Source organism: Pseudomonas sp. FG35 (genome assembly GCF_057809295.1).
Genome location: NZ_JBMDJR010000005.1, coordinates 208,629 through 227,578 on the forward strand (window position 1 = coordinate 208,629; position 18,950 = coordinate 227,578).

General features: G+C 60.2%; 18 protein-coding genes. 10 read left to right on the forward strand and 8 right to left on the reverse strand.

Translation table 11 applies throughout. The annotated features are described in order from the left end of the window. Positions 1-50: 50 nt before the first annotated feature. The 4 genes from pstB (at position 51) to ACODTD_RS12290 (ending at position 3,955) form a co-directional block, all read left to right on the forward strand. The gene (pstB, locus tag ACODTD_RS12275) at positions 51-884 is read left to right on the forward strand and encodes a phosphate ABC transporter ATP-binding protein PstB (RefSeq protein WP_065258233.1); all 834 of its coding nucleotides are present in this window, start codon (positions 51-53) and stop codon (positions 882-884) included. Between the two features lie 71 nt (positions 885-955). Beyond that, the gene (phoU, locus tag ACODTD_RS12280; protein WP_007954334.1) at positions 956-1,717 is read left to right on the forward strand and encodes a phosphate signaling complex protein PhoU; all 762 of its coding nucleotides are present in this window, start codon (positions 956-958) and stop codon (positions 1,715-1,717) included. 177 nt (positions 1,718-1,894) lie between these two features. Beyond that, positions 1,895-2,851 (forward strand): response regulator, encoded by a 957-nt coding sequence (locus ACODTD_RS12285; protein ID WP_064600497.1) that lies wholly within the window; start codon positions 1,895-1,897, stop codon positions 2,849-2,851. Between the two features lie 207 nt (positions 2,852-3,058). Continuing rightward, positions 3,059-3,955, forward strand: coding sequence for a peptidoglycan DD-metalloendopeptidase family protein (locus ACODTD_RS12290; protein WP_011336611.1), 897 nt, complete (start codon positions 3,059-3,061; stop codon positions 3,953-3,955). Between the two features lie 6 nt (positions 3,956-3,961). Here the strand turns inward: ACODTD_RS12290 and ACODTD_RS12295 are convergent, their stop codons facing one another. The 3 genes from ACODTD_RS12295 to phoB form a co-directional block, all read right to left on the reverse strand. Further along, a complete protein-coding gene (locus ACODTD_RS12295; protein ID WP_007954342.1) occupies positions 3,962-5,302 on the reverse strand; it encodes a hemolysin family protein in 1,341 nt (446 codons plus the stop codon). A 111-nt stretch (positions 5,303-5,413) separates the two neighbouring features. Next, positions 5,414-6,700 carry a phosphate regulon sensor histidine kinase PhoR gene (phoR, locus tag ACODTD_RS12300; RefSeq protein ID WP_232253752.1) on the reverse strand — a complete coding sequence of 429 codons (1,287 nt, stop codon included), beginning with the start codon at positions 6,698-6,700 and terminating at the stop codon, positions 5,414-5,416. A 74-nt stretch (positions 6,701-6,774) separates the two neighbouring features. Beyond that, positions 6,775-7,464: a phosphate regulon transcriptional regulator PhoB gene (gene phoB, locus ACODTD_RS12305; protein WP_003229608.1), complete on the reverse strand. Its 690-nt coding sequence runs from the start codon at positions 7,462-7,464 to the stop codon at positions 6,775-6,777. Between the two features lie 151 nt (positions 7,465-7,615). Between phoB and ACODTD_RS12310 the strand changes: the two genes are divergently transcribed. After that, complete coding sequence (locus ACODTD_RS12310) at positions 7,616-7,999, forward strand: COG4315 family predicted lipoprotein (RefSeq protein WP_197868906.1); 384 nt, start codon at positions 7,616-7,618, stop codon at positions 7,997-7,999. A gap of 51 nt (positions 8,000-8,050) precedes the next feature. Here ACODTD_RS12310 and ubiA read toward each other — a convergent pair whose 3' ends face one another. Both ubiA and ACODTD_RS12320 read right to left on the reverse strand, forming a co-directional pair. Beyond that, a complete protein-coding gene (ubiA, locus tag ACODTD_RS12315) occupies positions 8,051-8,941 on the reverse strand; it encodes a 4-hydroxybenzoate octaprenyltransferase (protein ID WP_201819783.1) in 891 nt (296 codons plus the stop codon). Further along, positions 8,941-9,492, reverse strand: a complete 552-nt coding sequence (locus tag ACODTD_RS12320; RefSeq protein ID WP_489104890.1) for a chorismate--pyruvate lyase family protein — start codon at positions 9,490-9,492, stop codon at positions 8,941-8,943. Before ACODTD_RS12320 ends, ubiA begins: the two co-directional genes overlap by 1 nt. Before the next feature lie 199 nt (positions 9,493-9,691). Between ACODTD_RS12320 and ACODTD_RS12325 the strand changes: the two genes are divergently transcribed. The 3 genes from ACODTD_RS12325 (at position 9,692) to ACODTD_RS12335 (ending at position 11,495) form a co-directional block, all read left to right on the forward strand. Further along, on the forward strand, positions 9,692-9,859 hold the full coding sequence (locus ACODTD_RS12325; RefSeq protein WP_007954349.1) for a rubredoxin: 168 nt from the start codon (positions 9,692-9,694) through the stop codon (positions 9,857-9,859). 21 nt (positions 9,860-9,880) lie between these two features. Further along, a complete protein-coding gene (locus tag ACODTD_RS12330) occupies positions 9,881-11,029 on the forward strand; it encodes an NAD(P)/FAD-dependent oxidoreductase (protein ID WP_201819789.1) in 1,149 nt (382 codons plus the stop codon). A 190-nt stretch (positions 11,030-11,219) separates the two neighbouring features. After that, positions 11,220-11,495 (forward strand): HU family DNA-binding protein, encoded by a 276-nt coding sequence (locus ACODTD_RS12335; protein WP_003213368.1) that lies wholly within the window; start codon positions 11,220-11,222, stop codon positions 11,493-11,495. Between the two features lie 134 nt (positions 11,496-11,629). Here ACODTD_RS12335 and ACODTD_RS12340 read toward each other — a convergent pair whose 3' ends face one another. From ACODTD_RS12340 to tssI, 3 genes are all read right to left on the reverse strand, one after another. Next, complete coding sequence (locus ACODTD_RS12340; RefSeq protein ID WP_236676644.1) at positions 11,630-11,878, reverse strand: hypothetical protein; 249 nt, start codon at positions 11,876-11,878, stop codon at positions 11,630-11,632. 233 nt (positions 11,879-12,111) lie between these two features. Continuing rightward, positions 12,112-12,783 (reverse strand): DUF2931 family protein, encoded by a 672-nt coding sequence (locus ACODTD_RS12345; protein ID WP_201819794.1) that lies wholly within the window; start codon positions 12,781-12,783, stop codon positions 12,112-12,114. After that, on the reverse strand, positions 12,776-16,132 hold the full coding sequence (tssI, locus tag ACODTD_RS12350) for a type VI secretion system tip protein TssI/VgrG (RefSeq protein WP_201819797.1): 3,357 nt from the start codon (positions 16,130-16,132) through the stop codon (positions 12,776-12,778). Before tssI ends, ACODTD_RS12345 begins: the two co-directional genes overlap by 8 nt. A gap of 715 nt (positions 16,133-16,847) precedes the next feature. On the opposite strand from tssI, the gene tssA reads away from it, so the two are divergent. Together tssA and tssB are read left to right on the forward strand one after the other, a co-directional pair. Further along, positions 16,848-18,410 carry a type VI secretion system protein TssA gene (gene tssA / locus ACODTD_RS12355; protein ID WP_007954369.1) on the forward strand — a complete coding sequence of 521 codons (1,563 nt, stop codon included), beginning with the start codon at positions 16,848-16,850 and terminating at the stop codon, positions 18,408-18,410. A 32-nt stretch (positions 18,411-18,442) separates the two neighbouring features. Next, positions 18,443-18,946, forward strand: a complete 504-nt coding sequence (tssB, locus tag ACODTD_RS12360; protein WP_003229587.1) for a type VI secretion system contractile sheath small subunit — start codon at positions 18,443-18,445, stop codon at positions 18,944-18,946. Positions 18,947-18,950: the final 4 nt, after the last annotated feature.

Sequence of the window (18,950 nt, forward strand, 5' to 3'; positions counted from 1 at the left end):
TGTATCCCGGCAGCCAACCGAACCGAATTTGTTAGCACAGGGGATCTCCCATGCAGCACGAAACACATACCCACGGCATCAACATGTCTGCCCTGGGCCGCGACAAGCAGAGCCTGAACCTCGAGCAGGAAACCGTGGCCATCGAAGTGCCGGGCCTGAGCCTGTTCTACGGCGAGAAACAAGCGCTGTACGACGTCAGCATGAACATCCCGAAACAGCGCGTGACCGCCTTCATCGGCCCGTCAGGCTGCGGCAAGTCCACGCTGCTGCGTACCTTCAACCGCATGAACGATCTGGTGGACGGCTGCCGCGTCGAAGGCGCGATCAACCTGTACGGCAACAACATCTACCGCAAGGGCGAAGACGTGGCCGAGCTGCGTCGCCGGGTCGGCATGGTGTTTCAGAAGCCTAACCCGTTCCCCAAGACCATCTACGAGAACGTGGTCTACGGCCTGCGCATCCAGGGCATCAACAAGAAGCGCATCCTCGACGAAGCCGTCGAGTGGGCGTTGAAAGGCGCGGCCTTGTGGGACGAAGTGAAAGACCGTCTGCATGACTCGGCACTCGGCCTGTCCGGTGGTCAGCAACAGCGTCTGGTGATCGCCCGCACCATCGCCGTGGAACCGGAAGTGCTGCTGCTCGACGAACCGTGCTCGGCGCTTGACCCGATCTCGACCCTGAAAGTCGAAGAGCTGATCTACGAGCTCAAATCCAAGTTCACCATCGTCATCGTGACCCACAACATGCAGCAGGCGGCGCGGGTGTCCGACTACACGGCGTTCATGTACATGGGCAAACTGGTGGAATTCGGCGACACCGATACCCTGTTCACCAATCCGGCCAAGAAGCAGACCGAGGACTACATCACCGGTCGTTACGGCTGACAGTTGCGGGTTATTCACAGAATTGACGCTGCGGCCCGCCGCACCTTACCGGACGCTCCAAGGACGCCAACATGATTAGTAAAGAAGGCCTTACCCATCACATTTCCGCGCAGTTCAACGCCGAACTGGAAGAAGTGCGCAGCCACCTGCTGGCCATGGGCGGGCTGGTCGAGAAGCAGGTCAATGACGCGGTCACCGCGCTGATCGAGGCCGACTCGGGCCTGGCCCAGCAAGTGCGTGAGATCGACGACCAGATCAACCAGATGGAACGCAACATCGACGAAGAATGCCTGCGCATTCTGGCCCGTCGTCAGCCTGCGGCCTCCGACCTGCGTCTGATCATCAGCATCTCCAAGTCGGTGATCGACCTTGAGCGCATCGGCGACGAAGCGACCAAGATCGCCCGCCGCGCGATTCAGCTGTGCGAAGAAGGCGAAGCGCCGCGCGGTTACGTCGAAGTGCGCCACATCGGTGACCAGGTGCGCAACATGGTCCGCGATGCGCTGGACGCGTTTGCCCGCTTCGACGCCGATCTGGCGTTGTCGGTGGCGCAGTACGACAAGATCATCGACCGCGAATACAAGACCGCCCTGCGCGAGCTGGCGACTTACATGATGGAAGACCCACGCTCTATCTCGCGGGTCTTGAGCATTATCTGGGTGCTGCGTTCGCTGGAGCGGATCGGCGACCACGCCCGCAACATCTCCGAGCTGGTGATCTATCTGGTGCGCGGCACCGATGTGCGCCACATGGGCCTCAAGCGCATGAAGGAAGAAGTTGAAGGGACAAGTGGTGAAACCGCTAATGTTCCGGGCGATGCTGACGATAAGTAAGATTGCCTGAGAAGAGCGCCCGGCCCTTTGGCCGGGCGTTTTTGTTTCTGCTTTTCATGGGCAGAACCGAATTAAAAAGCAGCACCCGCGAACGAAAAGTCCCGGCGTGACTGAAGAGTTTTGGCAATGTGCCATCAGCCAGCGTTATGCTTGCCGGGATTTTAATAGGGGTGTTGGATGAGCAAGATCAGTGTGTTGGTCGTGGACGATGCATCGTTCATTCGTGACCTGGTGAAAAAGTGCCTGCGTAATTACTTCCCGGGGATCCGCACCGAGGACGCCATCAACGGCAAGAAGGCCCAGGCCATGCTGGCCAAGGAAGCCTTCGACCTGGTGCTGTGCGACTGGGAAATGCCGGAAATGTCCGGCCTCGAACTGCTGACCTGGTGCCGTGAGCAGGACAATCTCAAGACCATGCCGTTCATCATGGTTACCAGCCGTGGCGACAAGGAAAACGTCGTGCAGGCGATCCAGGCCGGCGTCACCGGTTACGTCAGCAAGCCGTTCACCAACGAGCAACTGCTGACCAAGGTCAAGCAGGCCCTGAACAAGGTCGGCAAGCTCGACACCCTGATGAACAGCGCCCCGACCAAGATGAACTCGGCGTTCGGCAACGACTCCCTGAGCGCGTTGACCGGTGGCAAGGCTGCGGTCGTCGGTTCCGCACCGACCGCTGCGGCAGCCAATCCGTTTGCCAAGCCTGCCGCTGCGGCCCCGGCACCTGCCGCCGCGCCACAGCGTGGCCTGCTTAACAGCCCGCCGGTGAAAGCTCCGGCAGCCTCCAGCGCTCCGGCCGGCGGTCGCGGCCAGGGCCAACTGCGCCTGCCGAGCGGCACCCAGCAATGCGTGATCAAGGCACTGAGCATCAAGGAAGCGCTGCTGGTGGTGAAACGCACCGACACCCTGCCGCAGATCCTCGACAGCGCCGTGCTCGATCTGGAGCAGGGCGACAACGCCGAAATCGCCCGCCTCAACGGCTACCTGCACGCCGTCGTTGCCCACGAGCCGAAACCCGACAGCGACTGGCTGCAACTGACCTTCCGCTTCGTCGACCAGGACGCGCAGAAGCTCGACTACATCTCCCGCCTGATTGCTCGCGGTACGGCGCAGAAGCACTTCGTACCGGGCGCTTGATCTTCGTCGACTGACCGTCCGCCATCGCCAGCAGGCTGGCTCCCACAGGGTTCACACCGAACCTGTGGGAGCCAGCCTGCTGGCGATGGGACCATCAAAAGCACCACCCATCTCTCGCGCTGCCCAATTTGAAACATCTGTCGACTAGCCTGGTCTGCTTCAGCTGCTAGGCTCATTCCCAGGCCTTACTCGACAGAATTTTTGCCCATGCCCCTGCGCCTGCTGTTTTTTTGTGGTCTGTTCATGGCCTCCACCTCGACTGTGGCCATGACGATCTACAAATCCACCGATGCCAACGGAGTGGTTTCGTACAGCGACCGTCCGAGCAAAGGCTCCCAGGTGTTCGTGTTTCAGGACCGGATGGTCGAGCGCCTCGAGCGCCAGGTCTATCTCGACATCAAGAAGCAGAAGGGCGCGGACGTGGTGTTCGTGCGCAACGACCTGTACGCGCCGGTCGAGATTGCCCTGGCGTTTACCGGGATGAGCAACGTGCGCGGCGCGCCGGCGCAAACGATCCGCCGGGTGTTGCCGGCGCGCAGCAATACGCGGCTGGCGCTGCTGACGGCGGTGTCCGGTGGCAAGCCGCTGGTGTACACGCCGCAGTTCCATTATTCCCTCGGTGACCCGGCTGGCGCGGCTCAGGGCTATCGCTATCCGTTTCCGTGGCGTGGCGGGCCGTTTCGCCTCAGCCAGGGCGCCAACGGCGACTACAGCCACTTCGGGCCGAAGAACAAGTACGCGATGGACATCGCCATGCCGGTCGGCACGCCGATCATTGCGGCGCGGGCCGGGGTGGTGGTGAAGACCGAGAATTCCCAGAACGGGCGCGGCACCGATCCGTCCGGCAACTTCGTGCGGATACTGCACGACGACGGCACGATGGGTGTGTACCTGCATCTCAAGCAAGGATCGGTGAGTGTCCGGGAGGGGCAACGGGTTACGGTGGGCAGCCCGCTGGCGCTGTCAGGCAATACCGGCAACAGCAGCGGCCCGCACCTGCACTTCGTGGTGCAGCGCAATACCGGGATGGGGCTGGTGTCGATTCCGTATCAGTTCAACCGGCCGCTGGGGGCGTTGCCCAACTTTGCGTTGGGCAAGCAGTAAACCCCGTCAGTCGAGCATCAGCACCTTGGCCAGAATGATCTTTGGACCTTTCATCTTCTTGATGATGATCCGCAGGCCTTCGACTTCCAGCACTTCTTCCTCTTCCGGCACCCGTTTCAGGGTTTCGTAGATCAGCCCGGCGAGGGTTTCGGCTTCGATGTGGTCCAGGTCGATCCCCAGCAGGCGCTCGACCTTGAACAGCGGCGTATCGCCCCGCACCAGCAACTTGCCCGGCTGATAGGCGAGGATGCCGCGCTCGGCCTTGCGGTGTTCGTCCTGGATATCGCCGACCAGCACTTCCAGCACGTCTTCCATGGTCAGGTAGCCGATGATGTTGCCGTCGGCTTCTTCGACCACGGCGAAGTGCGAGCCGCCCTTGCGGAACTGCTCCAGCAGTTGCGACAGCGGCATGTGCCGCGATACGCGCTCCAGCGGGCGGGTCAGTTCGGCGAGGTTGAACGACTCGGGAATGTGGTCCAGCGCTGCCAGTTCCAGCAGCAGATCCTTGATGTGCAGCAGGCCGACGAACTCCTTGCGCTCGCTGTCGTACACCGGATAACGGCTGAACTTGTGGCGACGGAACATCGCCAGGATTTCTTTCAGCGGGGCGTTGAACTCGAGGGTGATCAGGTCTTCCCGGGAGTTGGCCCAGTCGACCACTTCCAGTTCGCCCATTTCCACCGCCGAGGCCAGCACGCGCATGCCCTGGTCGCTCGGATCCTGGCCACGGCTGGAGTGCAGGATCAGTTTCAGTTCTTCGCGGCTGTAATGGTGCTCGTGATGCGGCCCGGGTTCACCTTGACCCGCAATGCGCAGGATGGTGTTGGCGCTGGCATTGAGCAGGTAGATCGCCGGGTACATGGCCCAGTAGAACAGGTACAGCGGCACCGCCGTCCACAGCGACAGCAGCTCGGGTTTGCGGATCGCCCAGGATTTGGGTGCGAGTTCGCCGACCACGATGTGCAGGTAGGAAATGATGAAGAACGCGGTGAAGAACGAAATGCCTTTGACGACTTCGGCCGACTGCACGCCGACCGCGCTCAGTAGCGGTTCGAGAATGTGCGCGAACGCCGGCTCGCCGACCCAGCCCAGGCCGAGGGAGGCGAGGGTGATACCGAGCTGGCACGCCGAGAGGTAAGCATCGAGCTGACTGTGTACGGTGCGCAGGATGTGCCCGCGCCAGCCGTGCTGTTCAGCGATGGCTTCGACCCGGGTCGAGCGCAGTTTGACCATGGCGAACTCCGCCGCAACGAAGAAGCCGTTGAGCAGAACCAGGATCAGAGCGAAAAGAATCATGCCGAAATCGGCGAATATGGTTGCGAGGGACAAGCCAGGGGAAGGGTCCATGATGGAGTTTTGCGGGTTCCGTGTGATTCGAAAGAAAGAAAAATCCGCACCTGAAAGGCAGGCGCAAGTCAGCCAATGTAGCGGCTGACCTGGCGATTGCCTAGTCCGGCATTACTCAGCGGCGCTGATGACCCGTGCCTGAGCGACCTGGGCCGGGGCGAAATGGCAGGTGAAGGTGCTGCCGTGACCGGGCACGCTGCTGATCTCCATCCGTGCGCGATGGCGCAGCAGCACGTGTTTGACGATGGCCAGGCCCAGGCCGGTGCCGCCGGTGTTGGAGTTGCGGCTGGAGTCGACGCGGTAGAAGCGTTCGGTCAGGCGCGGCAGGTGTTTGCTGTCGATGCCGATCCCGGAATCCTGCACGCTCAGGTGCGCACCCTGATCGTCGCCCCACCAGCGGATGCGGATATTGCCTTCGGCCGGGGTGTATTTGACGGCGTTGAACACCAGGTTGGAAAACGCACTGCGCAGTTCCGCTTCGCTGCCCTTGAGTAGAATGCTGGTGTCGGCTTCCAGGGTGATTTTCTGATTCTTCGAACCTGACAGCTGCTGGGCGTCGCTCTTGATCGACTGCAACAGGGTGTCGATGTGCACCGGCTGATTGTCCGACGGGTAATCGGTGGCTTCCAGCTTGGCCAGCAACAGCAAGTCGTTGAGCAGGGTCTGCATGCGCCCGCCCTGCTGCTGCATCTGCTGCAGGGCGCGGCTCCAGCGCGGGTTCACTTCCTCAACGTTGTCGAGCAGGGTTTCCAGGTAGCCGCAGATCACCGTCAGCGGGGTGCGCAGCTCGTGGGAGACGTTGGCGATGAAGTCTTTGCGCATCTGTTCCAGTTGATGGATGCGCGTGACGTCGCGCACCAGCATCAAGTGTTCGTTGTTGCCGTAGCGCGTGAGGTACAGCTGGATGCGTACGCGATCGTTGGTCGGCGAGGGGATTTCCAGCGGTTCGGCGTAGCTTTCCTGCTCGAAGTATTCCTTGAAGCGCGGATGGCGGACGAGGTTGGTCACCGGTTGACCGCTGTCCTGCGGGGTCTTGAGACCGAGCAGGGTTTCGGCGGCGCGGTTCCACCATTCCAGGTTGCCGTCGCTGTCGAGCATGATCACCGCGTCTTTCAGCGCAGCGGTGGACTCCTGGACGCGGTCGATCACCGCTTGCAGGCGCCCGCGTACCCGTTGGTCGCGGCGTTGCAGGTGGTAGATGCTGTCGAACACCTCGCCCCACAGGCCATAGCCGTCGGGCGGTGCTTCATCGGGTTGGTGCAGGCGCAGCCATTCGTGCAGGCGCAGCAGTTGCTTGAGCGTCCAGGCCAGGTACAGGCCCAGGCCTGCCGCCAGACTCCAGCCGTAGTAGCCGGTGATCAGGCCGATCACCAGGCAGCCGGTGACCAGCAACAGCATGTGGCGGATCAGGGTGCCATGCCAGTTTTGGTTCACGGAAAATGCGGTCCTTGTCTACGGGGCTGGCGCTCGGCTCAGGCCTTGGTGGAGAACCGGTAGCCGGTGCCGCGCACGGTTTGTACCAGATTTTCGTAGGCGTCGCCGAGGGCCTTGCGCAGGCGCCGGATGTGCACGTCGACGGTGCGCTCTTCAACATAGACGTTGCCGCCCCAGACCTGGTCCAGCAACTGGCCACGGGTGTAGGCGCGCTCCTGGTGGGTCATGAAGAATTGCAGCAGACGGTATTCGGTCGGGCCCATCTCGGCCGGACGGCCGTCGATGGTCACGCGGTGGCTGATCGGGTCGAGCAGCAGGCCGCCGACTTCGATCGGCGCTTCGCCATCGGTCGGGCCGGCGCGACGCAGCACGGCCTTGAGGCGTGCCACCAGTTCGCGGGGGGAAAACGGTTTGGTGATGTAGTCGTCGGCGCCGACTTCCAGGCCCTGGATCTTGTTGTCCTCTTCGCCCTTGGCGGTGAGCATGATGATCGGGATGTCCCCGGTCAGTTCGTCACGCTTGAGGCGGCGGGCCAGCTCGATGCCGGAGGTGCCGGGCAGCATCCAGTCGAGCAGGATCAGGTCCGGCTTGCGGTCGACGATGATGGCGTGGGCCTGCTGCGAGTTCTCTGCCTCGAGGCAGTCATAGCCGGCCATTTCCAACGCAACGGCGATCATTTCGCGAATGGGCGCTTCGTCGTCGACGATCAGAATGCTCCTGCCAACCATGCCTTAATCCTCTTGTCATTTAACTGTCTTGCGCCGCATTAGATAACGGAATTATTGCAGTCGTGTGACAGTATTTTAGTCCGGCGGCGATTGTGCGAATCCTGAACTAAGCTCTAAGTCCGAATCCTGACAACCACAAGAGAAGGTTTCCATGACTCAAATGACTGCTTCCTTTAAGGCTTTGCTGATGGCTGCCGCCCTGACTCTGCCTGGACTGGCGATGGCGGCCGAGCCGGCCATGATGAAAGACGGAATGATGGTCGACCACAAGGGCATGACGCTTTACACGTTCGACAAGGACAGTGGCGGCAAGTCGATGTGCAACGGCGACTGCGCCAAGAACTGGCCGCCGCTGATGGCTCCCGCAGGCGCCAAGGCCGAAGGCAAATGGACGGTCATCAAACGCGATGACGGCATGATGCAATACGCCTACGACGGCAAACCGCTGTATACGTTCATGAAGGATGAGAAGCCCGGAGAAATGAAGGGCGATGGCATGAAGGACGTGTGGCACGTGATGCGCGAGCACAAATAAACGCAAATGCCCTGTGGGAGCGAGCAAACTCGCTCCCACAGGTTCTGTGGATCAACGCAACGCATAATCCAGCACGATCCCGACGAAAATCGCCAGCCCGGCCCAGTGATTGTGCAGGAACGCCCTAAAGCAACGCATCCGGTCCCGGTCGCGGGTGTACCAGAACTCCCAGGCGTAGCATCCGGCCGCCACCAGCAGGCCGAGGTGGAACCACATCCCCAGCTCGAATTTCGATCCCGCCAGCACCAGGCAGCCCAGTGACAGAGCCTGCAAGGTCAGGATGATCACCCGGTCGGCATCGCCGAACAGGATCGCCGTGGATTTCACGCCGATCTTCAGGTCATCGTCGCGGTCAGTCATCGCGTAATAAGTGTCGTAACCCACCGTCCACAGCAGATTGGCGATCCACAGCAGCCAGGCCGTTGCTGGCAGCTCACCGGTTTCGGCGGTGAACGCCATCGGCATCCCCCAGGAGAACGCCGCGCCCAGTACCACTTGCGGGTAGTAGGTATAGCGCTTCATGAACGGATAGGTGAACGCCAGCGCCAGACCGCCCAGCGACAGCCAGATGGTTGCGGCGTTGGTGCACAGCACCAGCAGGAAACTCACGCCCATCAGCAGCGCAAAGAACACCAGCGCCTCTTTCGAGCTGATCTTGCCGGCAGCAATAGGTCGCTGCGCAGTGCGTTTGACGTGGCCGTCGACCTTGCGGTCGGCCCAGTCGTTGATCACGCAGCCGCCGGCACGGGTCAGCACCACGCCGAGGACGAAAATCACGATATTGGCCAGCGATGGCGAGCCTTTACCGGCAATCCACAGGGCCCAGAGGGTCGGCCACAGCAGCAGGTAAATGCCGATCGGCTTGTCCATCCGGGTCAGCTGGATGAAGTCCCAGGCGCGCGGGTTCAAGCGATTCAGAGATTTGAGCAGGCTTTGATACATCAGCAGTTCTCCGGACGGGCGCGGACGGCTTCCCACAGCGTAGGCAGGAAAATCTCCGCCACCAGTACGCTCAATGCACCACGGTCGAAACGCGAACGACGGCCCCACAGACCGGTGGCCCGGGAACACTCGGGCAGCCAGTGCTCCGGGTAATGACAGACCTCGATGGCGCGACGCTGGAAGGCTTGATCGCAGAACAGCAGTTCGCCCAGCGAGCGGCTGCCCAGTTCATCCATGTGCAAGCCGTCGCCCTGCAAGGCACTGCGCGACGCCACGCTGCGGGCGAACACCCAGGCCTGGCCATGGCCGCGCAGATACACCTCGCGCACCCAGCCCTCGCTGCCTTCGGCCAGGTCCAGCGCGGCGCATTCGTCGTCGCGCAGGGTCTGCCAGCCTTCGAACAGCGGCGTCACGCTGAAGCCGTCATCGGACAGACGGGTCAGGCGGCGGGTCAGGGAGCCTTCGTCGAACAGCCAGTCGAGCGTGGATGTGTCGGGGAGGGGTGTCAGGTGGCTTTGCGGGCACCACAGCGGGGCATTTTTGAGTTGCACAATGAGTCAGTATTGGCAGCAAATGAGGCGGCGAGCTTACCATGGTGAGCCGCGAGTTTGATTGATCCGGGTCGCCGCTGCGCCGAACAGGCTTGCATCTGCCCGGCACGATCAGTACAAAACGCCCTGAGCCGGACGGCAGCGCTGCACCATCGACCGTCCGCGCCGGTTAAAGCCTGAACCCTGAGGAAGTACCTGAATGAAAAAGTGGCAATGTGTGGTCTGCGGCCTGATTTACAACGAAGCCGACGGCTGGCCGGATGACGGCATTGCGCCGGGCACCCTGTGGCAGGACGTGCCGGAAGACTGGCTGTGCCCGGACTGCGGCGTCGGCAAGATGGACTTCGAAATGATCGAAATCAACTGAGAAAACACTGAGGAGTAGGGCATGAGCGCACCTGTCGTAATCGTTGGCACCGGGCTGGCGGGTTACAACCTGGCCCGCGAGTTTCGCAAACTCGATGGCGAAACCCCGTTGCTGCTGATTACCGCCGATGACGGTCGCTCCTACTCCAAGCCGATGCTGTCCACCGGCTTCGGCAAGAACAAGGACGCCGACGGCCTGAGCATGGCCGAGCCGGGCGCCATGGCCGAACAGTTGAAGGCCGAAATCCGCACCCACACCCGCATCAGCGGCATCGATCCGGGCCACAAGCGTCTGTGGATCGGCGAGGAAGCGGTGAGCTATCGCGACCTGATCCTCGCCTGGGGCGCGGAAACCGTGCGTGTGCCGATCGAAGGCGATGGCGCGGACCTGGTGTTCCCGATCAACGATCTCGAAGACTACGCCCGTTTTCGCGCCGCAGCGGCCGGCAAGCGTCGGGTGTTGCTGCTCGGCGCCGGACTGATCGGCTGCGAGTTCGCCAATGACCTGATTCTGGGCGGCTACGAGGTGCAGCTGGTCGCGCCGTGCGAACAGGTCATGCCGACTCTTCTGCATCCCGCGGCGGCGGCTGCGGTGCAGGCCGGGCTGGAAAGCCTCGGTGCACGTTTCCACCTCGGCCCGGTGCTGACCCGCCTGCAAAAAGTCGCGGATGGGCTGGAAGCGCACCTGTCCGACGGTCAGGTTGTCCCGTGCGATGTGGTGGTCTCGGCCATCGGCCTGCGCCCGCGGATCGACCTGGCGGCAGCCGCCGGCATCCAGACCAATCGCGGCGTGGTGGTCGACCGTCACCTGCAAACCTCTCACACCAACATTTACGCCCTGGGCGACTGCGCCGAGGTCGACGGGCTGAATCTTCTGTACGTCATGCCCCTCATGAGTTGTGCGCGAGCGCTGGCACAAACCCTGGCCGGCAACCCGACCGTGGTGAACTATGGACCGATGCCGATCACCGTGAAAACCCCGGTCTGCCCACTGGTGGTTTCCCCGCCGCCTCGGGGCCGCGAGGGTGTTTGGACCGTTGAGGGGCAGGGCGCCGATATCAAGGTGTTGTGCCACGACGCAGAAGGGCAATTGCTCGGTTACGCCCTGACCGGCGCGGCGGTGATGGAAAAACTCGCACTGAACAAACAGCTTCCGGCCTTGCTGGCGTAAATACCGGTCGTTCTGTCGGAATCACCCCGCTTTTGCCCCCACAAACGTCGCGGGGAGACTGGCGCCGCCCTTAACCGCGTGCCATCCTCACTCCCGTCTGCCGCAGAGTAGAGCCTGCGGCGCCTTGGGCGCTGTTCCAACGAGAACAGCACGGACATAACAACAAAAAACCGTCAAAGGGGCTTCACTAATGCGTAAACCAGAACTCGCCGCTGCAATCGCTGAAAAAGCGGATCTGACCAAAGAGCAGGCCAACCGCGTTCTCAACGCCGTTCTCGAAGAAATCACCGGCGCCCTGCACCGCAAGGACAGCGTCACGCTGGTGGGCTTCGGCACCTTCCTGCAACGCCACCGCGGTGCCCGCACCGGCAAAAACCCGCAAACCGGTGAACCGGTGAAGATCAAGGCCAGCAACACCGTTGCGTTCAAGCCAGGCAAATCGTTGAAAGACAGCGTTAATCCGTAATCGCGGCGAATGCCCGGTCAGCTGGGCGCGCTGCATGAAAAATGGGCATACCGATTGCGGTCGGATGCCCATTTTTTTGGCTGATGGCGAGCCGAGCTGGTCTTGGTGGATCGTTATGGGATTCGTCTAGCCGGTTACCCGTAGGTGGCCAGCACCATTCTGGCGAACTCGTTCTTGCTTGGCTGGTGTCCATAAGATTTCAGGTATTTACGCCACTCGGATTCGAGTATGGGACTTTCGTATTCGCCCTCCGTCGCCAGATGCGCAGCTGCATCGTCTATCAAGGCTTGGGTGTAATGTTTCGAGGGGCCATCCAAACTGGCGTCTGAAGTTGAAATGAACGGTCCAACCGTTGTGAATAGCAACCCGATCCCGGTCAGCATCGAGAACTCCAAGGGGCCACCGTTCAATAGGCATCCAAATCCGATGCAGCCCTCAGCACGAGCAGAGGTGCTGGTTGTGAGCGTTAGCATGACAACCAAAGCGCATCCAAACCCTGATATTGATCGTTTATTGTGTCTGCCGCTCATGATGGTTTAACGCTCCCTGACGTTACTTATGGATCCCTTTGTTCAGTGATTGCAGATTGGCAAGTGACTGGAGGGGGTGAGATGCCTTACCAGCTCCCGAAGGGGATGCCGTATTTTTCGATGTAGGTTTTGGACTCCGGTGAAAGAGGTAGCGCGTAGCGTCCTCCATTTTTCCCTTGATACGGCCCCTGCTTGACGATGCTCCCTTCAACCCGAGTTATCTCGACAGACTTGAGACAAGGCGCTCCCAGCCAGACCTTGGCAATGCCGCCTGGAGCCAAGCCAATACCTATGCGGTCGCGGTAGTCTGTGATCCATTTGCCATCCAGTCTGCAAAAAGCCTTTTCCGGTTTGCGCATGATTTCCCGCGCGGACTCGGGAATAACAATGTAGGCCTCGTAGGTTTGAGGCTCTGCCAATGATTGCCATCGCACATAGATCAAGCGGGGAAGATCGGCACCGGTGACGTCACGTCCGGCGCCGCTGCCGGGGCTGTCAGGCCATCCTGCGGGCTTGCCCTTGTTGTCGGCGGGGGTGTTCACCGAGGCAATCCCGGCGCCGGCGCGTTTGAATACACGTTCGCGGATATCCACCACGTCGGCCGTTTCAATCCAGACCTCCATGTAGGTGGGTGCACCGAAGCCAAGATACCAGGGCTGTTTGGTGATCGGCTGTGCATTGCTTGGAGTGCAGAGCAACAACAGCAATCCGAAGATGAAACCTGTGTTTTTTTTGATGGGACGAGTGGGTTTATTCATGGGGGTGCACCACTCGTTGTTTGTCTTTTGTCGGTCGGTTTATGAAAACAATGCTCATGTCGCTGTTGTTGAAATCTTTGGCTGCGTTCCAGTGCGCAGAAAGATGGATATAGCGACTGCGTAACAAAGCCCGTTCTTTGATAGTCAGTCCTTCAACAGATGACTCGCCCAAGGCGTAAGCCTGGAGTTTTTTGTGAATGGGTATTAACTCTACGGGCAAATTTAGCTCTGGCCTGTCGGGAATCAACTTGAGCGGTACACCGGCTCTCACCGCAAGCTCATGCATGATGCGTAGATACACCAGCGACAACTCACCGTGTACCGGGCGCTCAATCATGGCCGCAGCATAAACCCGCTTCTGGGGATCCGGTGTGGATCGGCCCCTTTCCAATCGTTGAATGACAGGGGTTTCCCAGAGTGCAACCCGCAGTTGATTGCCTGGAGCGTCATCTTCGATGACGCCTTTTGTATACCAGGCAAACGCCTCCTTTTCGGCAGTGACGTAAGCTGCGCTACGGGTCGCTTCGTGGCTTCGGCTGATGGTGCTGGTGACCGGACTGCTCAATAGAAGTTTCTCCCTGGCCCTGGGCAGATAACCACCTCCCAGATCCGAGTGGGCGCCGGGTAATACCAGATCAATCTCACCCAGGCTGTTAAGGGCAAAGTTCTCGCGATGTTCATCACGCGCCACCAGGTGCACCACTTTGTTGGCGCAACCCTCCGGCAGCTTCAAGTTCAGTCCCGGATTTCTGCTGTTGGCGCCAGTGAAGTCGAGCAACCATGGATTGGCGATTGCCGCGACGGTATCAAACAGACCAATGAAGTTGATGCCGATACTGGATTGTGGATCCCAGTCAAAGCCACTGACCAAGAACGGAGAGCCCGCTGGCAGCGCCTTTGCGAGAATGCTGCGCTTGCCCTTGAGTACCTCGTTCGCGAAGTGCCGTGCAGCGGCGGCGCCGCGACTGAAACCGAAAATATCGAGCTCGATTCTTTCTATTAGCGCATTGGGGTTTTTTTTAATCAGTGTTCGCATTTGGTCCATGATTTTTTCAGGGCTCTGCTCCACACGAGCCAGAACACCGGTTTCGCCTCGGCCGGTTGCCTGTGCGTAAAGTGAATCGCCTCCATCAGCGGTTGTACCGATGCCTTCGATGTATACGCGCAAGGAAGCCTGTTTCGTGTTCTCTGGTAATACGTCAAAGGCATGGTCTGTATACAGCTCATGCAACCGCACGATATTGCTTACATCATTGCCGTAGCTGTTATCCGGCGAGTTGCCATTTCCGTCATAGCCATAAGCGGCGCAGTGCTTCTGAATCTCTTCGGCTGCCTCCGCCAGATTGGCATCTGGCGCATAGCAGGCCGCGACCGTTTCGCTGTTGGCCTTGTTGTTCCCCGTCCCATCGAAAAACACGCCGATCCGCAAGGTGATGCCGGCAGGCGTTTCATCCTCCAGTTCGACCTCTTCCTCCTCTTCTTCGAGTTCGGCGTCTTCCGGGTCTTGAGTGGATGAGGCCGTCAGCCCGACCTCCAATGCCCCCGCCATCGCGGCTTCTGGATGATCAACGGCTCCGCTGGTGGACGTCTTTCCTCCCGCCACGATCTCGGTACTGCTGAAGATCCCACCCCTGTCGATCACGATATGGTGACTGCCCGCCTTCAGTGTGATGCTGGCGCCTGCATCCAGCACCACGCTGGCGCCGGCCTTGATCTGCACCTGCTGGCCCGCCTCGACGGTGATGATTTTTCCGGCCGTCGTCTGGCTGCTGCCCTGGATGCTTTCCCAACGATCACGCCCGACCGCCAGCCGGCTGTCATGGAGAACCTGCCGCTCCATGTCGCGCTGGGCACGCAGGTAGACCAGTTCCAGTCCGGCGCGGTCTTCAATCGTCAATTCGCTGTAGCCGCCGGTGTCGGGCGAACTGCGACTGCGCAGCACGGTTCGGGTCTTGTGCTCGGGAAGCTTGTAGGGTGCAGGGGTGACCTTGTTGATCACGCAGCCGGTAATCAGCGGCTGGTCGGGATCACCTTCCACGAAGGTCACCACCACTTCCATGCCGAGGCGGGGGAGGGTGACGACACCGAAACCGTTACCGGCCCAGCTTGACGACACCCGCACCCAGCAACTGCTGCGCTCACTGTTTAATTCGGCTCGGTCCCAGTGGAATTCGACTTTTACCCGACCGAACTCATCGCAGTAGATCTCTTCGCCTTTGGGGCCTGTCACCCTGGCGGTCTGGCTGACCAGCGGGGGCCGGCGTGCGGGCAGTGGCGGGCGGAACACTACTTCGGCAGGAATGGCGCAGAAGGTGTTGCGATAGCCTTGGGTAAAGCCGTCCGCCGATTGAGTTTCGCTGCTGGCCGACTCCTCCAGAACTTGCGGCTGCCGTCCGGTGTGGGTGACACCGAGCAGCAGCCACAGACCGTTGTAGTTCTGACGAGGGTGTTCGGTCAGTTCAAGCAGATGGCCACAGCGCAGGGTCGTCTGGTTGCTTTGACCCTCGGCTATTTCATAATCGGCGCGATGGCGTTCCAGGGCCTGACGGGCCAGATGCTTGCCGCGCTTTTCGTTGTCCAGCAGCAGCGGGTATCGGTAGTCCTCAAGCGTCGGTGTGAATCCGGCGCTGAAGCGGCTTTCGAGTAAAAGCGTCGGTCGCTTCAGGTCGTAACCACGCCGGGTGACCCGGCTTGTCCGAGTGGCGGCGCGCAAGGAAAAGCTGCTGACCACCGGATATTCCGGGACCATCCCGTTTTCCCGCCGGAAGGGCGTGGGACGCAATGTCGGGAGGAAAACCGCATCATCGGTGAACACCAGCAAATGGCCTTGCGCCGAGTGCTGATGATGCCAGGCGATTCCCTCCTCGGCACACAGGCGCTGGATGAACTCGAAATCGCTTTCGCCGTATTGGGTGCAGTACTCCCGTGCCACGAGGGGCTGGACATGAAAAGTGAACGCATCGACGAGGATGCCGTGTCGCTTGAGCGTTTGCGTGATGATCTGCGGGACGGTCTGACTCTGGTAAATCCGTTGATCGTGACTGAACTGCAAATAGTGGAGGCTCGGCACCAGTGTCAGGCGATAGCGGGTCAGGCGTTTGTCGGATTCACCCGCCAACACATCGTCGATGCATCCATGAATGCCTTCATCGTTCAGGCCGAACTGCAGGAAGGCAGTCTGACCGAGCAGGCCTTCCATATCGAAGTCGGGATCTTCACTGACCAGTTCGACGTGAATGGCATAAAGGGTGCTGACGGTCTCGGTGCCCTCGAAGGCCAGCACCTTGAAGTCATTGCGAACAGCAGAAATCTGCAGAGTGAAGTGCGCAGAACTGACAGCTCCAGGCATACGCTTGTCCTTAAGCAGAGAGAGAAATCGGCGTGATGTCGAAACCCTCCCTGGTCAGCGCACGCGAACATTGGCCGGCACGCTAACAAGGCGTTAAACAGATTTATGTAAGAAGGATCGCTTGTTTAAGTCGGAGCTTTCCGGGTTGTAAAACAACGTGGAAATTGTGGGAAAAGGCTGTGAGAAAGTGACAGCGGATGATTGGAATTCTGCGTAATAGTCTTGTGCAGCCAAGGATTCATGACTATTAAATATATAAAATGCCATCAAATTGATGGCACTTTTAATGTTGTCTGTTGTCGCCAGTCATTTGTTAATAAATGGCGGTGTATTTTCGGAAGCGTCCTACTTCAAATTTTTTCGGGGTTTGTCATGCTTTCTCCGCTTACTTGTGGAACGAGCGTGCAGATGTTCCAGACGCCGCGCTCCGGCCGCTCTGGCCCAATGCTTCCGGAAGGGATAGGCTTAAAAGTGAAATATAAAGGCACATCAGGGAAACCCCTGGCACATATAGGGCGATCTCCTACAGCGCCCAATGAACAGTTCGTCTTGTTGTTTAATCAGATGCTTGCTAGTGGCCATCATAGTGATTACGATGCGCGCACTTGAAAGAGCAAACACTCAATTGGATGAGTCTTCCGACTGCTCTTCGATACTGTCCCGCGCCGCTGCAACTCCAATAGGCGCACGACCGTAATCCTAATAAAGGCCATGGATGTCCTACTCAAGCAAACTTTCCGCCCATTACCTCGAACTCGCTAAAGTCTCTGTTTCCAAAGAGAATTTTGCGGGCGAAGACGTTCGCTTTTCGAGCGAATTCGAGGCGCTGGAAAGCGAGCTGGCCAAAGCCTCGTCGATGCACGAAAGCGGGCAGATCGACTGGCTGAAAATTCGCGAAAACAGCGAAAACCTCCTGCGTACCCAATCCAAGGATTTGCGTGTCGGCGCCTGGCTGACGTGGTCGCTGTACCAGCGTGAATCCTTCCCCGGCCTGCTGGCCGGCCTCGGTCTGCTGCACCACTTGTCGGAAAACAATTGGGCCGAAGTTCACCCGCTCAAACCCCGCACCCGGGCCGCCGCCATCGGCTGGCTGGTGCCGCGTCTTGAGCAGGTCATCACCGAGAACATCGCGATCAAGGAACAGCTGCCGATGTTCCGGCAACTGTCCGAGCATCTGTCCGGTCTCGACGCCGCCTGCACCGAGCATCTGGGCGATGATGCGCCACTGCTGCTGCCGCTTTCCCGCCGTCTGAAAACCATGATCCAGCGCGCCGCCGACAACCAGCCGGCACCCGGTGTTGTGGGCGCGGCGGTGGCGCAGGTCAAGCAGGCCGCCAGCCAGTTGCTGGCGCCGGGCGCGCCGATCGACAACGAGAAAGAAGCCCACAAGGCCCTGCGTGCACAGCAGGAAAGCGCCCGCCCGTTGTGCGCCTGGTGGCTCAAGCAGAAAGCTACCGACCTGCGCGCCCTGCGCCTCAACCGCACCTTGCTGTGGATGACGATCGACGCGGTGCCCGAGCGCAACGCCGAGCAGATCACCGTGCTGCGCGGGTTGCCGGTCGACAAGCTCAAGCAGTATCAGGACCGTTTCGATCAGGGCAAATACGCCGACCTGCTGGTGGAACTGGAGGCGAGCCTGGCGAAGGCGCCGTTCTGGTTCGATGGCCAGAGGATGGTCTGGGAATGTCTCCAGAACCTCAACGCCGAGCTGGCCATGCGCGAAGTGGAAATCCACTTCGCGCTTTTGATTCAACGCCTGCCCGGCATCATCGAGCTGCGTTTCCATGACGGCGCGCCGTTCGCCGATCCGTCCACCCGGGCTTGGATCGCCGGCAACGTCATGCCGCACCTGCAAAGCGCCAGCGCGCCGCGCAAGGTCGAAACCGAGAACGTCGAAACCCAGCCAGCCTGGGAAAAGGCCCTCGAAGAAGTCCAGCCGATCCTGCGCAAGGAAGGCCTCAAACCGGCGGTGCAGATCCTCAAGCAGGGCCTGCAATCGGCGCACGGCGGCCGCGAACGCTTCTTCTGGCAGTTCGCCCTCGCGCGGCTGTGCTTCCTGGCCAAGAAATACGAACTCGCCAAGAACCAGCTCGAAACCCTCGATCAGACATTACAGGACTCAGGCCTGCACGCCTGGGAGCCCGATCTTGCATTGGAAGTGCTGCACCTGCTGCACAGTTGCTGCGAGTTGTTACCGCAGAACCATGCCGTACGTGAACGCAAGGAAGAGATTTATCGCAGGCTGTGCCACCTCGACCTCGAAGTGGTACTCGAATAGGCCCCAGGGCCACAACCGCAAGGAGAAAAGCCATGGCCAAAGAAGGCTCGGTAGCCCCCAAGGAACGCATCAACGTCACCTTCAAACCCGCCACCGGCGGTGCTCAGGAAGAGATTGAACTGCCGCTGAAGCTGCTGGCAATCGGTGACTACACCCACCGCAAGGACGATCGCAAGATCGAGGATCGCAAGCCGATCAGCATCGACAAGATGACCTTCGACGAAGTGCTGGCCAAGCAAGAGCTGGGTCTGACGCTGAGCGTGCCGAACCGTCTGCAGGAAGATGGCGAGGCCGACGAGCTGGCTGTGCAACTGCGCGTCAACTCCATGAAGGACTTCAACCCGGCCAGCCTGGTCGAGCAAGTGCCTGAGCTGAAAAAACTGATGGAACTGCGCGACGCGCTGGTGGCCCTCAAAGGCCCGCTGGGTAACGCACCTGCGTTCCGTAAAGCCATCGAAGGCGTGCTCGCCGACGACGAATCCCGCGGTCGCGTACTCGGTGAGCTGGGCCTGAACGCCGCAGCTCCGGACGCTTGAGACT